Annotated in this window: 4 protein-coding genes; 1 reads left to right on the top strand and 3 read right to left on the bottom strand. The window is 73.2% G+C overall.

What is annotated here, in order from left to right:
• Positions 1–8: 8 nt before the first annotated feature.
• Positions 9–12416: a hybrid non-ribosomal peptide synthetase/type I polyketide synthase gene (locus AN215_RS03385; protein ID WP_070010282.1), complete on the bottom strand. Its 12408-nt coding sequence runs from the start codon at positions 12414–12416 to the stop codon at positions 9–11.
• A gap of 125 nt (positions 12417–12541) precedes the next feature.
• The gene (locus tag AN215_RS03380) at positions 12542–13042 is read right to left on the bottom strand and encodes a DUF3995 domain-containing protein (RefSeq protein ID WP_216093816.1); all 501 of its coding nucleotides are present in this window, start codon (positions 13040–13042) and stop codon (positions 12542–12544) included.
• Positions 13043–13238: 196 nt separating this feature from the next.
• On the opposite strand from AN215_RS03380, the gene AN215_RS03375 reads away from it, so the two are divergent.
• Positions 13239–13739, top strand: a complete 501-nt coding sequence (locus AN215_RS03375) for a GNAT family N-acetyltransferase (RefSeq protein WP_070010284.1) — start codon at positions 13239–13241, stop codon at positions 13737–13739.
• A 108-nt stretch (positions 13740–13847) separates the two neighbouring features.
• Here the strand turns inward: AN215_RS03375 and AN215_RS03370 are convergent, their stop codons facing one another.
• Positions 13848–15137 (bottom strand): PAS domain S-box protein, encoded by a 1290-nt coding sequence (locus AN215_RS03370; protein WP_070010285.1) that lies wholly within the window; start codon positions 15135–15137, stop codon positions 13848–13850.
• Positions 15138–15462: the final 325 nt, after the last annotated feature.

Below are 15462 nucleotides of genomic sequence, written 5' to 3'. Positions count from 1 at the left end.
CCGGTCGTTCAGCCGCGACTCAGCCGGCTGCGCGGGAACTGCCGCAGGGAGCTGTCCTCGACGGTGTGCCCGAGCAGATGGAGCGGCGCGGCGCTCACCCCGGCCGTCTCAGCCGCGTCCCAATAAGCCTGTGCGCATGCGCCGTCGACCAGACCGTGCACCAGGGGAAGGCCGGACACGGCTGCATGGAGCAGGGATTCGAGCCGGCAGGAAGCGACGGTGCCCGGCACCGTGGACCACGCCGCGTATCCGGAGGCGGCCGCAGCCGGCAGGTCGCCGGCGACATGCCGCTCGGTGTCTCCGACTGCCAGGAGTCCGCCGCCGACGGTCAGCACGTCGCCGTGCTGCCGCATCCGGGCAACGGCGCGAGCGGTGTCGAAGCAGTGCGGGAAGGAGTCGTCGACCACGACGGAGCCGGCCCGCAGCCGGTCCACGTCGAGGACGGCCGTGCCGCCGCTGACGGCGGTGACGATCAGGTCGGCTTCGTACACCGCGGCGGGCAGGACCTGGCCGGACTCGGCAGTCGCCACCGACCGCGCGAGGCCGCTCCTGTGCAACTCCGCCGCGAGAGTACGCAGACGGGGCGCGCTGCCGGCGACGTCGCACAGCAGCAGCCGGGCAGGCGGGCGCGGGGCGCGGTCGAGCAGCAGGTTGAGGGAGGCGGTGCCGATCGAGCCGAGTCCGACGACGGCCACAGCAAGTTCCCCCAGGTCTCGTCCGGTTGCGGCGAGCGCGCTCTGGACGGTCCCGACCACCGACACGGCGGTGGCCGCATGGCCTGTGGTGACCGCAGTCGTCACTGTCTCCTCGCGCAGGACCTCGAATCCGTAGCCGGTGAGCGCCGGGATCATGCCCGCCATCGAGACGCAGCGCGCGCCGAGGGACGCCGCGTGGGTCACGGCGCGGGCGGTGTGGGCGCTGAGCGTGCTTCCGGGGGCCAGCTCGTCGGCGAACAGGGGCAGCGCGACGAAGCCCGAGCGTCCGAGCGGCGTGGTGATCTCCTCCAGCAGGCGTGGACCTCCGTCCGGGAAGAGCAGGGCACGCAGCTGCTCGCGGGGGAGGGCCGCCGCCGGCATCCCGGCGAGCGCGGCCAGCTGCCCGGGAGCCGGCAGGTAACCGACGAGCGCCGCATCCGTGACGGACGAGCGTGCGCTGCCGGGCGGCGCCGGGGCGAGGGCCGACGGCGGGGCGGGGGCCGGACCCGGACCCGGACCCGGGGCCGGACCCGGACCCGGGGCCGAATGGGGTGCGGCGGCCCGGGCGACCTCGTCCCGCAAGGCGCGGCTGAGCGCGGTGAAGGTCTCCGGCGCAAGTGCGGCGGCTGATGCGCGCAGGGTCAGGCGCAGTCCGTCCCGTACCGGCCGGGCAGCCAGGAACACGTCGTTCCCCGCCGGCGGCGCGGCGAGCTCCGTGTCCTGGTCCTCCCAGTCGAGAGTCAGGGTTTCGCCTGCGGGAGGGCCCAGAGCGGAGAAGTCCAGGTGGCTGAAGAGGAACTGAGTGGCCATCGGCGGCCCGTCGGACAACATCCCGTCGGTGCCGCGCGTCCGTGCGGCCACGACCTCGTCGGTGATCCGTCGCAGGTCGTCACCGAAGGACGGGCGGGAGGCGCCACTTGAGGCATCGGGCTCGGCGACGGCGGGGCGCAGCGACACCACGGCGGCGAACGGTCCGAACTGGCGGCTGATATCTGGCAGGGGATGGTCGCGTCCGGTGACCGCGAGCCCGAGAACGAGGTCCTGCTGCCCGGTGAGGCCGGCCAGAGCCCGGTAGTAGGCGGTCAGGACAGGGGCGTACGGCGCCGCGCGGACGGTGGTGGACCGCAGCAGTGCGTCCGTCAGCCCGGTATCGAGGGTGAACCCCTCCGACCTGAACCCGGCACAGCCCTCATCCGGGGAGACGGTGGCCCCTGCCTTGCCCTGGCGCAGGTCGGGCCGGCGGTAGGGGCGCTGGTGACGTGCCGTCCGCGCGGCCTTCACCGGGTCCGGACGCCGGTCCACGGCCGGCTCCTGGAGGAAGTCGACGTAGTCGCGGAAGGTGCCCCGCAACGGCGGCAGTCCTGCCGGTTCGCCACGGGCGAGCCGGTCGTGGACGGTGAGCAGTTCCCTCCCGAACAGGGCCACGCTGTAGCCGTCGCCGATGAGGTGATGGGCGTGGGCGATCAGCACGTGGTCCTCGGGTCCCAGGCTCATCACCCGCAGGCGCAGCAGCGGCCAGGCCCAGGGCTCGAACCGGCGGCGGCGTTCGGCGGATACGCGTTCGTCGACCAGGCCGGGCGAGGCCCGCGTCTCGAACTCGACGGGCAGCCGGAGCGCGGGCGGCAGTACCTGCTGCACCGGGGGCCGGGTGCCGGCGGGAAACACCGTGCGCAGCATGGGATGACGCTCGACCAGGACATCGACCGCGCGCTGAAAGACGTCGGGCCGCAGCGGACCGCGCAGGCGCAGCCGGGCCAGCCACGCCGAACCGGATCCGGGCGCGACGGCCTCAGCGATCAGAAAGCCCCGCTGGGTGGGAGTGAGGGGGAACGGAAGGGCACTTCGGTCCCCGGCGTCAAGCGCGGTGACATCGGTGACATCGGTGGCGTCCCTGGCGGCCTCGTCGAGGACGGCACCGTCCCTTACGGTCTCGTCGATGGCGGAGGCGAGGGCGGCGAGGGTGCTGTGTTCGTAGACGACCGTCGGTCTGGGCAGCACGGCGTCGTGCCGTCGCAGTCCGTTCGCCTTCTCCAGGCGTGCGAACACGTCCAGGACGAGGATGGAATCTCCGCCCAGCTCGAAGAAGTCGTCTTCACGGCCGACGGCAACGCCCCCCAGAACCTCCGACCAGATGCGCGCGAGAGTGCGCTCGGTCGGTGTGGCGGGCGGAGTCCCGTAGGCGGCCTCGTCGGGTTCGTCGTCCGCCGCGCGTGTGCACCGCTCGCCGACGGGCGAGGCATCGAGCCGCCGGCGGTCGATCTTTCCGGTGCCGGTGAGGGGCAGCGCGTCGAGGAAGCGGAACCGGCCCGGGACCATGAAGTCGGGCAAGGCCTCGCGCAGATGGGCACGGAGTTGTACGGGACCGGGCGCGGGAACACCGGGCAGGGGCTCCACGAACGCGGTCAGCCGGCCGTCCCGGTGCAGTACGGCGGACTGGACGACGCCGGGGTGGGTGCGGAGTACGGCCTCGATCTCCCCCGGTTCCACCCGGTGGCCACGGATCTTCACCTGGTCGTCGAGGCGGCCCAGGAACTCCAGCTCGCCGTCGGGCCGTTGGCTGACCCGGTCGCCGCTGCGGTACCAGCGCTTCCCGTCCCGCTCGGTGAACGCGGCTGCGGTGAGCCCGGGATCGCCGAGGTAACCCGGCGTCAGTCCCGTTCCGCTGATGAGCAGTTCACCCGGTTCACCGGTGCCGCAGCGACGCCCGTCCGGGGACAGGACCGCCACCTCGGTGCCGGCGACGGGACGGCCGATCGGCAGCCGCCGCACGTCGTCGGCGGGACGGGCGTCGATGATGTGGCAGGTCGCGTTGATGGTGGCCTCGGTCGGCCCGTACAGGTTGGTGATGCGGTGGCCGGACCCGAACAGGTCGTACCAGCGACGCACATGTCCGGGGGACAGCGCCTCGCCGCCCACATGGATCCAGCGCAACGCGGACAGGTCAGGCGGGGGCGCACCCCGCCGTACGCGGGTCTCGGCGGCTCTCAGCAGTCGCTCCCACAGGGTCGGCACCGAACTCCACACGGTGATCCGGTCCCTCACGAGTCGCTCCAGCAGCGCCTCGGGGTCGCGCACCAGGTCCGGGGGCAGGGTGTGAACGGTGGCCCCGGCCAGCAGCGGCGCCAGCAGCTGCCGCACGGAGGCGTCGAAGCAGACGGAGGCGGTCTGGACGAGCCTGTCGCCGCGGCGATAGCCGAAAGTGTCCAGTGCCCAGTCCAGGTAGTTCGCCATCGCCCGGTGCGTGATCGGCACGGCCTTGGAGCGGCCGGTGGAGCCCGAGGTGAAGATGACGTAGGCGGGAGCGCCGGGATCGGGGGGTACGGGACCGTCGGGTACGGGACCGTCGGGTACATGACCGGCCGAAGGGGCCGGGACCGGGACCGGCGACGGGTCGTCGACGGCGATCCTCGTCACGTCGTCGAGTGCGTCGGCCACTGCGCGGGAGGCGGCGTGGCACACCACGGTGCGGGCCGTGGACCGCCGGAGCTGGTCGGCCAGGCGTCCGGCGGGGTGGGAGGGATCCATCGGCACCCACCCCGCGCCCGCGCGGAGGATGCCGACGACGCCGGCGACGGTGTCGGCACCCGGTGCGGTGAGCAGTCCGACGAGGTCCCCGGCTGCGACACCCCGGGCGTGCAGCCTGTCCGCGAGTACGGACGAGGCGCGGTCGAGTTCCCGGTAGGTCATGGTTGCCCCACCCGTGTCGACGGCCACGTGATCGGGGGCCGCCAGGAACTGCGCGCACAGGCGCTCGACGACTCCGCCCCGCTCGGTCGCAGGCACGGGGACCGGTGTCTCTGCGTGTACTTCTGCCTGTGTCTGTACCTCTGCCTCCGCCCGTGCCACCGCCCCCGCCCGTACTTCCTGCTGCTCCGTCTCTGCCGGAGCTCCGGGTGGAGCAGGTGCGACGAGTCCGGCGAGTTCCGCGAGGTGTTCGCGCGCAAGGCGCTCGACGGTGGTACGGGTGAACAGCCGGGACGGGAAGTTCCAGGAGAAGTGCAGAGCCTGGTCGCTCTCCCAGCACAGCAGTCCCAGGCGCGTGGCGGCGGAGGCGCTGCGTGCCGCGGCCGGGCGCACCGTGACCGGGCAGCGGGGGTCCACCGTGGCGGGGAAGCGGGCGAAACTGAATCCCGCCGGGGTCGGCGTGCGTGATGGCGTGCGGGATCTGTTGCCCGTGGCGGGCGGCAGCCGCGAGACGTCGATGCTCGATGGACGGGCGTGCCGCTCGGCATCCAGCCAGATCCCGTGCAGCCGCCGAGCAAGGTCCGGCACCGGCTCGTCCACGTCGACCGAGGCGAGGAGCGGCAGGGTGTCCGCGATCGGACCGATCAGCCGGCCGATACCCGCCAGCCGCAGATCGCGGCGGGCGCGGGCGACGTTGACCGTGACGTCGCGCCGGCCGCTCCACCGCGACAGGCAGCGTGCATACGCGGCCAGCAGCAGGTGGAAGAGTGAGACGCCGTGCGCGGCGGCGCACTTGCGCAATGCGTCGGTGAACTCCGGGTCGGTGGGCACCTGGTGGGCCGTGAGCGGCGCGGTGTGCGGCGCGTCCGGGGCGCCGTCGTACGGCAGGTCTCCCTGGAGCCCGGGGTGCTCGGTGAACTTCTCACGCCAGTACCGCAGGTCCCCGGCGAACTCCGGTGAGGAACGCTCGACCTCGACGGCGGCCGCGTAGTCGGCGAAGTCGGCCTCCAGCGGCGGCAGTTGCGGTGAGCGGCCGTCGGCAAGGGCGGTGTAGACCGACCACAGCTCCTCGCCGAGGACGTTCAGGCTGAATCCGTCCGCGGCCGCGTGGTGCAGTACCAGCAGCAGATGGGCGTGTTCCGCGCCCTCACGCACCAGGACCGCGCGCACGGGTGCCTCGACGGCGAGGTCGAACGGGCGGTTGCACAGCCCTTCCTCCAGATCCGCCAACGAGCCGTCGGTGTCACGGACTTCGTACCAGGACGGCACAGAGTCCTCCGGCTCGGCCGGTGCCGCGTTCTGCACGGGTGGCGAGCCGCTGCCGGGTTCGATCCTGAGGCGCAACATCGGGTGGCGGGCTGCCAGGACGGCGAAGGCGCGGCCCAGCAACCCGGTGTCGAGAGGGCCGTTCACGGTCAGACGCACGAAGGCGTAGGCGGTGACGCCGGGGTGCAGTCTGCCGCCCGCGTGGAAGGCCAGCTGCACGGGAGTGAGGGGCAGCGCGGCTCGGTCGTCGAACGTGCCCCTCCCGGCAGCGAGTTGTCGCCGCTCTCCCGCGGGAAGCTGCGCACCGGGGGAACCGGCGCTCAGATGGTCGGCCAGCTCGCCGATCGTCCGGTACTCGAAGAACAGCGTGGGCGGCAGGGGACGGCCCAGTTCCGACTCCAGCCGTCTGACGAGGTCCACGGCGGTGAGTGAGTCCAGTCCCACGGTGAGGAACGGCTCGTCGTCGGCGATGTCGGCCGGGGCGCGGTGCAGGGCCTCGGCCAGGAGCCGGCTCACCACCTCCGTGATCTCGTGCGCCTCGTGCGCCTCGTATGTCTCGTACTCGGGCGTCTCGTGCGCCTCGTGTGTCCCGTGCGAGGCGGCACCGGCCGCGCCCGTGGCAGGCGTGGGCTGCGATGCGGGTGCCCGCCCAACGGTGGTCGCGGGCAAGGCGGTTCCAGCCACGGCCGCTGTCCCTGCCCCTACCGGTGCCTCGGTGTTCGCTTCCGCCCCGGCATTCGCTTCCGCCTCGGAGTTCGCCGCGCTCGTGGCCGCCGCGCTGCGAGACGCGTCGTCCAGCTCCGCCACGACCAGTTGGGCGGCATCGATGCCGCATGCCTCGTGCAGCGCCGCGAGCCCCGTGCCGGGAGTCAGCGGCGGGAGACCGCCTGCCGCGACGGACGTCCGCGTCCGCTGTCCGGCAGCGAGCCCCGTCGAGGCGAACGCGGCGAAGTTCAGCGACTGCCAGGGCCTGCCGGCAGCTCGCTCGGAGGCGGCGAACGAGTCGAGAAAGGCGTTGGCCGCGGCGTAGTCGCCGATCGCGCCCGCAAGCCCGGGCAGCACCGAGGCGACGGACGAGAAGGCGACACACACCGCCGGACGGTGCCCGTGTCGCCACAGCGTCCGGGACAGCAGGTGGCTGCCGCGCACCTTGGCCGCGAGGACATCGGCCATCTCCTGTTGCGACTTGGCCCGCAGCGTGCCGGGCCGCAGCACACCGGCGGCGTGGAACACCCCGTCCAGGGGCGGCAACTCCGATGCCAGAACCTCGACATCGGCTTCGACCGCCACGTCCGCCGCGCGGTACTCCACCATGGCCCCCATTGCCCGGAGTTCGGCCATCAGGCGTCCCGGCGGGCCGGCAGAACGCCCGACCAGCACCAGCACCGGCCGGCCGCGCCCCGCCAGATGGCGGGCAAGCTCGGCGCCGACCCCGCCCGTACCACCCGTGATCAGATACGTCCCGCCGGGCGGCAGCGGCGGCAAAGGCGGCAGAGACGGGGAGGACGGTGCGCCGGTCCCCACCGGCGTGGGCACACGGGCCAGGCGTCGGCCCCCGCGCCACGCGACCACCTCCGGGCTCGCCTGCGCGTGCTGCCGGAGCAACTCCTGTTCGAGGGCGTCGAGTCGGACGTCCAGGGAGTCGTACGAGGACAGGTCGACGCTGTAGGCGGTGCGGCCCGGATATTCCTCGGGGAGCGCAAGCGTCAGACCCGTCATCAGGGCCTGGGCGGGGCGCAGCCGTTCGGGGGCCGTGCCGGTGGCGTGGACGTCCTCCGTGACGACCACGAGCCGCGCACCGTTTCCGGCCGGCGGCGTGCACAGGCCCGGCACGGTGGACAGCGCGGCGCCCGTCGCGGTGTCGAGATCCGCGACGGTTTCGCAGTCGGCGGCCGGCCCGGTGATCAGCACGGTGATCTGCGGGGACGCGTCCGGCCCGTCGGCGTCGGACTCCCGCCGGACGACGGTGCCCCGGTTCTCCAGCCGATGTGCGAACGCCCGGGCCAGTTCCGAGTCCGGCCCGGCCAGCCGGACGGCAGACGGGGCGCCGCCGCCCGCCGTCGTGGACGTATCGCGCCAGGTGAGGCGGTGCAGCAGTGACGATGGTGCGCGTCCGGGCCAGTACCGGCGGCGCTGGAAGGGGTATGCCGGAACGGGGACCCGGGCCCGCCCGCCGGCCAACGCCGCGTGGTCCACTTCCGCACCGCGCGCCCACAGTTGCCCGACGGACGTCAGAAGAGCGTGTCCCGCGTCGGAGTCCGTGCCCGGGGCCGCCAGGGCGAACACCTCGGCAGACGGGTCGCGTTGGGCGGCCACGGCGCGGACCGGCCCTGGCAGCGTGGTGCCGGGGCCGAGCTCGACGAAGGTGTCGTATCCGTCGTCCAGCAGGCGTTCGACGGCGTCGGCGAATCGCACCGGTCGCAAGGTGTGCTCACGCCAGTGCGCCGGGTCCAGGGACGGCTGCCACCGCGCGTTCAGCGTGCTCAGCAGCGGCACCGACGACGGGCGGGGAGTGAGTGCCGCTGCCGCGGCGGCGACCGGGTCCGCCACCGGGCGCATCGCCGGCGAGTGGAAGCCGTGTGAGACGTGGAGTCCGCGGGCCGGGACCCCCTCGGCGTCCAGCTGTGCGACGGCCCGGTCCACGGCGTCGGCGGTCCCGGCGATCACCACCTGGCCGGGGGCGTTGACCGCGGCGACGCACAGCGCGTCGCCCGAGCCGGCCAGAACAGTGGCGACGGTCTCCTCGCCGCCGGCCACGGCAGCCATCGCGCCCGGTGCGGCCAGGTCGCGCATCAGCCTGCCACGCTCGGCGGCGAACCCCACGGCCTCGGCAAGGGTGAGCGAACCGGCGACGCACGCAGCGCTGATCTCGCCCACGCTGTGACCGGCGACCGCATCGGCGCTCAGGCCCCATGCGTTCAGCTGACGGGCGAGCGCGACGCCGAACGCGACGAGCAGCGGCTGCGCGACCTCCGTACGGGCAAGGCCGGCTCGCGGGATGCCGGGCTCCAGGCACCACTCGGCGAGAGTCCGTCCGCCGACCGGACCGGTGAGTTCGGAGGCCTCCTCCATGACACGGCGGAACTCCGGAGCCGACCGGTACAGGTCCCGGCCCGCCCCGGGACGCACGGTGCCCTGACCCGGCAGGAGGAACACCAGCCGAGGCCGGGAGCGCGCCACCACGGGGGCCGGGCCTGCCTCCAGGCGTTCGGCCAGGTCGCCTCGGCCGTGGCCCGCCAACGCCAGGCGGTGGCGGCCGTGGTCGCGGGCAGTGCTGACGGTGGCGCACACGTCGCGCTCGTCGAGGGCCGGATGGGTGCGAAGGTGAGCCGCGAGGTCGCGGGACGCCGCGCCCAGCGCGGCGGCGCTGCGCGCGGACAGCGCCAGCAGGTACGGCCCGTCTTCGTCCCGCGAACCGGCCCCGGCCTGGGCCTCTTTCCGCCCGCGCGAGCCGGACGCCGGGCGCGCGGGCGCCTGTTCGAGAACGGCGTGCGCGTTGGTGCCGCCGAATCCGAACGCGTTGATCCCGGCCGCAAGCGGGCCGGACGCCGTCCATTCACGGTGCTCGGTGACCACCTCGAAGGCGCCGGCCGCGCCGTCGGGGAGGGAGGCGAGCGGCTCATGGTGCAGCGAGGCGGGCAACTGCCGGTGGCCCAGGGCGAGGACCACCTTCACCAGGCCCGGCATGGCGGCGGCGTTGAGCAGATGGCCGAGGTTGCTCTTCACCGAGCCGAGCAGTCGGGGCTGCCCGTCGCTGCGCGGTGCGAACGCATGGGCCAGGGAGCGCAGTTCGACGGGGTCACCGAGGGCGGTTCCGGTGCCGTGCGCCTCGATGTAGGACACCGTGCCCGGGTCGACGCCCGCGTCCCGGTAGGCCTGGACGATGATCTCCCGCTGTGTCAGAGCGTTGGGAGCCATGAGGCTCAGTGAGCGTCCGTCGTTGTTCACCGCGGTGCCGCGCAGCAGGGCCAGGACCGGGTCGTCGGCGCGGTGCGCGTCTTCCAGCCGGGCCAGGACGATCGCCGCGCCGCCCTCCCCGGGGACGAAACCGTCGGCGGCGGCACTGAAGGGACGGCAGCGCCCGGTCGGCGACAGGGCACCCGCTGCCTCCAGCAGCCGGTGGCCGGTCGGTGCCAGCGTCAGGTTGACGCCGCCGACGACGGCGACGTCGCACTCACCGGACTGGAGGCTGCGGCGCGCGAGATGCAGTGCCACCAGGGCGGAAGAACAGGCGGTGTCGACGGCGAGGGCAGGTCCGGTCAGGTCCAGGCTCTGCGCCACGCGGGCTGCGACGAGGTTGGGGAGGTTGCCGACCAGCGCGCCGGGAGGCAGCTCGCATCCCGGCCCGTGAGCCTGCGCCAGCAGTTCGCGGTAGCCGCTCTCCCCTGTCGCGGCGAAGACGCCGATACGGCGGCCCGACCGCCGTACGCCCGCATAGCCCGCCCGTTCCAGGGCTTCGTGGGCCAGCTCCAGGAAGATCCGGGCCTGCGGGTCCGTCGCCGTCGCCTCCTGCTCGTCGATGCCGAAGTACGCGGCGTCGAAGCCCGCCGGATCGTCGAGGAAGGCACCCCAGCGGGCAGCGGCCTCCGGAGGGGTACTCCACCTGGACGCCGGTACGGTGCCGACGGCGTCGTGGCCGGCCGCGAGCAGGTCCCAGAAGGCCTCCGGAGAGTCCGCACCGGGAAAGCGGCAGGCCATGGAGACGACCGCAAGCGGCGCCGGGTCGCCGTCCCCGCCCGGGGTGACGGAGCGGGCGGCGGGCTCCGGCGGCCCGCCGCGCCGGGACGCGAGAACGTGTTCGGTGAGCGCGGCGACGGTGTCGTGATCGCGCATCGCTGCCGGTGGAACGGTGACGCCGAAGGTGTCCTCCAGCGCGGCGAGCACCTCCATGGCTTTCAGCGACGAGCCGCCGATGGCCAGGAACCGGTCATGCGGCCCGATGGAGTCCCGGGAGCGGCCCAGCACCCGCGCCCAGAGTCCGGCAACGGTCTGCTCGGCCTCTTCCCGCGAGCGCGCCGTCACCGACCCGTCGGACGCCACCGGCTGAGCAGGCGTCACCGACCCGCCGGGCGCCACCGGGGAGTCCGCCGTCGGTGCGGTGCCGGGCGCACGGCGGGCCCAGCGTTCCCCGACCGCGGCGTAGGCCCCCGCTTCGAAGCGCTCGCGCATCGCACGCCGACGCAGCTTGCCGCTCGTCGTCCGCGGGAAGGCACCCGCCGGCAGCGGCAGCACCCGTACGTCGTCGTGGGCCAGAGCCTGCCGCACCCGCCCTGCCACCCGCTCCAGCACATCGGCCGCCTCGCGGGGCGGTCTCGCCCACTGCACGAAGACGACGACTCGCTCCCCGCCCTCCTCAGGGTCGGTGGAGCCCACGACCGCCGCCACGGAGGACGGCAGGCCGGAGGTGCCGACCGCGACTTCCTCCAGGTCGGGGGCGTGGAAGGTGCGGCCGCCGACGAACAGCACGTCCTTGTGGCGGCCCGTCACGCACAGCCGCCCGTCGCGCAGGAACCCCAGGTCGCCTGTGCGCAGCCAGCCGCCGGCGAACGCACCGGCGCTCGCCTCGGGTGCGTTGTGGTAGCCCTGCGCGATCTGGGGCCCGCGCACCTGCAGATGTCCCACCCGTCCGTCCTCCAGCGGGCGGTCCGCGTCGTCCACGATGCGGACCTCGCATCCGGGCACCGGCACGCCGACGTCCATGAGCTCCACGGCGGACGGGCCCCGGACGGTGTCCACCGCGCGGCCGCGGCTGAGTGCGGCCCGGTCGAGGACCAGCGGCACAGCCACCTCGTCCGGCGGCGGGAACGTGACCGCCAACGTGGCCTCCGCGAGGCCGTACACCGGCTGTGGCGCCGACGCGTCGAGACCGGAACGTTCCGCCTTGCGCAGGAACCGCCGCCACACGGCCGGAGCGATCGGCTCCGCGCCCACCAGCAGCAGCCGCACCGCGGCCAGGTCGAACCGGGCGAACCCCTCGTCGGGAATGCGCCGCACGGCCAGGGCCAGAGCGAAGTTCGCCGCCGACAGCAGCGTCGCCCTGTGCCGTTCCGCGACCTCCAGCCACAGTGCGGGCCGTTTCGCGAACGACAACGGCTCCAGCCTCACCTGCTTGATGCGTGCGGCGAGCGGGGCCAGATGTGTGCCGATGAGCCCCATGTCGTGGAAGTACGGCATCCAGCTCACCACCACGTCGCCGGACGTGATGGCCGCGGCGAGGCGGATCTGCTCCAGATTGGCCAGGACCGCGCCATGTGTCAGCCTCACGCCCTTGGGCGCTCCGGTGCTGCCCGACGAGAACTGAAGAAGGGCGAGCGAATCGGAGGAGACGTCCGGCAGCCGAGGCGGCGGATGCCCCTGCCGAAGCTCCGCCAGCCTCAATGCCCGTACACCGCCGGACAGTTCCTCCAGCAGGGATTCGCTCGCCCCGTCGACGGCCACGGGAGGACGGCCGAGCAGTTCCCACACCGGCAGCAACCGTCGCACGTCGGGGGCGAGCGGCACCGGGACGACGCCAGCTGCCAGGGCGCCCCAGAACAGCGCCTGGAAGTCGTCGCCACGGTCGGCGAGCAGCGGCACGCAGGTACCGGGTGCCACGCCGGATGCCAGGTATCCGCCCGCGACGCGCAGCGCATCGTCCCGCAACTGCGCGAAGGTGACAGCCCGTTCCCCGCCGTCTCCCCCCACATGCACCAGCACCTGGCCGGGGGCGTCGGCGGCGGCGTCCAGCAACACCTGCAGGAGCGTCGTCTCGCCGTTCGGTCCTGTCGTCAAGATTCCCCCGCTTCGCTCCCCATGTCCCTCATGGACGATCAATCCCCTTGGCCGAGGGGATCAGACGGGCAGCGTCCACGGCAACGACCCCGGCCGGCTTCCCTGGCCGGAGGGCCGTCCCCGTTTCAGCGCGAGTTCACCGTATGCAAGCTCCGCCCTGCCTGAGGTGCTGAGGAGCGACTGCGCCTGCGGGCGTCGCGGGCGGCCAACCCGAACGCCAGCCCGCCCGCGAAGAACCAGGGATTCCACAGCACATGGGTCCAGAACCGCTGGTCCGCAGTCACGCCGTCCAGGTCCGTCACGTTCGTCAGCAGGAGGAACTCCACCGCGATGCCTCTGGCAAGCAGGACGAAGCCCAGGACCCAGCCCAGATACTCAACGATGCGCAACGCCGCCCCACGCGGCCGTGACCGGGCGAGCAGCCATCCGAGCCAGGCGCCGACAAGGCAGAGAGCCCCCACGCCCCACAGGCCCGTCAGCACGAACCAGAGCGGCCGCCCGGTGGCGAGCTGCTCCCCGGCGGACACCTTCAACCCCGCACTGCCGCCGAGGGCCCAGTAGAAATGTGTTCCGGCGAAGACGACCGCCCACGAACACGCGGCGTACCCCCACTGCCACGACTTCACCTTCAAAAGCATTCCGCCCCCGCCCCGTTCATCAGTGTCTTCGCCTCATTCTGGCCGCCGGCCGCAGCCGCGGACGACGCGGGTGCCGGGTGCACGCGAGCCGTGACGCGGGGACGGCGCGAGGGACGGCCCACGGTGCCGTCAGGAGAAGATCGTCATCGCCCTGGTCCTGAGGCTGTACGGGTAGAGTCGGGCCGTGCCCGAGCTGAAGCGGCTGCAGGCCGGTGACGCACCGGCGGTGCTGGCCTTCGAGCTGGCCAACCGGGCCTACTTCGCTGCCTCGGTTACCGACCGCGGTGACGAATTCTTCGACCGGTTCGCCGACCGGTTCAGCGCCCTGCTGGCCGAGCAAGACGCCGGCATCAGCGCCTTCCACGTGCTCACCGCTGAGGACGGTTCGGTTCTGGGCCGGTTCAACCTGTACGACTTCGAGGGCGGCTCCGCCGAGCTCGGTTACCGTGTCGCGCAGCATGCCGCCGGCCGTGGCGTCGCGACCGCGGCCGTACTGGAGCTGTGCCGGCTGGCGGCGACGCGGTACGGGCTGCGCGTCCTGCGGGCGGCCACCTCCAGCAACAATGCGGCGTCCCGCAGGGTATTGGCCAAGACGGGTTTCGTCGCGGTCGGCCCGGCCGACCCTGCCGCCTTCGGTGGTGAGCCCAGCACCTGGTATCGGCGCGACCTGCTGCTCCAGCCGTAGACCGTCATCTCGCCTGTGGAACCGGCCGCGGGAGCTGCGGGAATGCTGCGCAGGTCCGGTAGTCGCCGACCGTCCGCGGCTGCGGGACCTGCGCGGCCGGTCCCGGGGTCAGCCGAGGGGCCGGGTGGTCGCGGCCGAACGCGGGGGCCAGGCGCGGGGGGCGAGAATGCCGAGGACGTAGGCGCGGGCGACGAGGGCTGGTCTCGTCGCGGCTCCCAGGAGGTCGCGGAGCCGGCTGAGGTGGTAGTCGACTGCCTGCCGGGACAGCTTGAGCGAGGTGGCGATCTCGCCGTTGGTGCTGCCTTCCGCGAGGAGGGACAGTATCCGGATCTGCGCGGCGGTGAGCGGGGGGTGGGCCTCGTGGGCGAGGCTCTGGTGGGTGACGACGGCCCACACGTGCGCGGCCCGGCCGGAGGACCGGCTCACCGCGGCCAGGTGGAGCTGCGCACGGCGCTGGCGCCCCCGGGCATCGAGAAGTACGGCGGACGTCTCCACCCGTCTTATGCGGCGGGTTATCAACGCCTCCCATGCGAGGCGCAGTTGGCGCAGGTCGGGCGTGGTGGCGAGCAGGGTGTGTGCGCGGCGGCCGACGAGCTCGGACAGGCGTGTCCGGAACAGTTCGGCGGTCGCCGTACCCGCCTGCTCGATACGGCCGTTGGCCGAGAGCAGCGCGCAGGGCAGACCGCTGTGGTCGCGCAGCGCCCGCAGGTTCTCCTCGGCCTCCCGGCGCTGGTTCATGGCGCGGGTGTGCTCGGTGATGTCGACGTAGATCCCGGCCACGCAGGTCTGGCCGTCCTCTTCAACGGGGAAGCGGTGGCCGGCCGCCCGCCCCGTGCTGCCGTCCGAGCGGTGATAGCTCAGGTTGTGGCGCACCGGCTTGCCACGGCTGAGGATCTCCTGGTCCAGGGCGCGGAACTGCGCGGCGTCGGAGGGGGCGTCGAGGTCCTCGATGCGACTGCCGACCACCCGTTCCGGTGTCGTGCCGTAGAGATGCGCGTAGGAGTGGTTGGCCCACAGGTAGCAGCCGTCGCCGTCGCGGATGAAGGCCGCCGCCGGGGCGAAGTCGGCGAACTCCGCGAAGGCGGCGTACCGGCGGCCACCCGTGGGCCGCACACCGGACTCCACCGCGAGCCCGCGGGTACAGCCCTGGCCCCGGCTCTCGCCCAGCGGCCATTTCACGTCGAAGGTACGGCCGTCGAACTGGACCAGACAGTGGCCGTCCTGGAGTGAGTGCCCCGGCGAGGACATCTCCTGCCGCATGCGGTCGAGGAAGCGCTGCGCGGTGCGCAGGTCCGCGAAGGCGCCGCCGCCCCGCTCCAGGAGGCGCCACTGCTCGTCGGCCTCCCACCACGACACGGGGAGGTGCTCCAGCAGTGCTTCGAGACCGGAATCAACCACGACTGCCTTCCGTTCATGTTCCCGCCGGACGGCGGGAGTCGACACCGCGATGCCTATCCCGTGGCGGTCCCGCCCATGCCCGGTTTCCGGCCGAGTGCGAAGTGTGAGGGCATCCCCGGTGAGGCGCGCCATATGTGATCACAGGCGAGTCCCGGTCAGTCCCGGCCGGCGCCAGGCCGAGCCCAGGCCTTCACGACCACCCGGCGATGTCGGTGACTTTGGCGTTTGCCTGACCGGCACCCGCCTGCTGCGGCACTTCTGCGGCCGACGGCCTGATTCCCTTGTGTGCGGGGCCCGTTACCCGCAGTGAATCTACGCGGGTTGC

The organism is Streptomyces abyssalis (assembly GCF_001751365.1).
Taxonomy (GTDB): Bacteria; Actinomycetota; Actinomycetes; order Streptomycetales; family Streptomycetaceae; genus Streptomyces; species Streptomyces abyssalis.
Note: the sequence above shows the minus strand (reverse complement) of the source record. Positions and strands in the feature narration are given on the sequence as shown.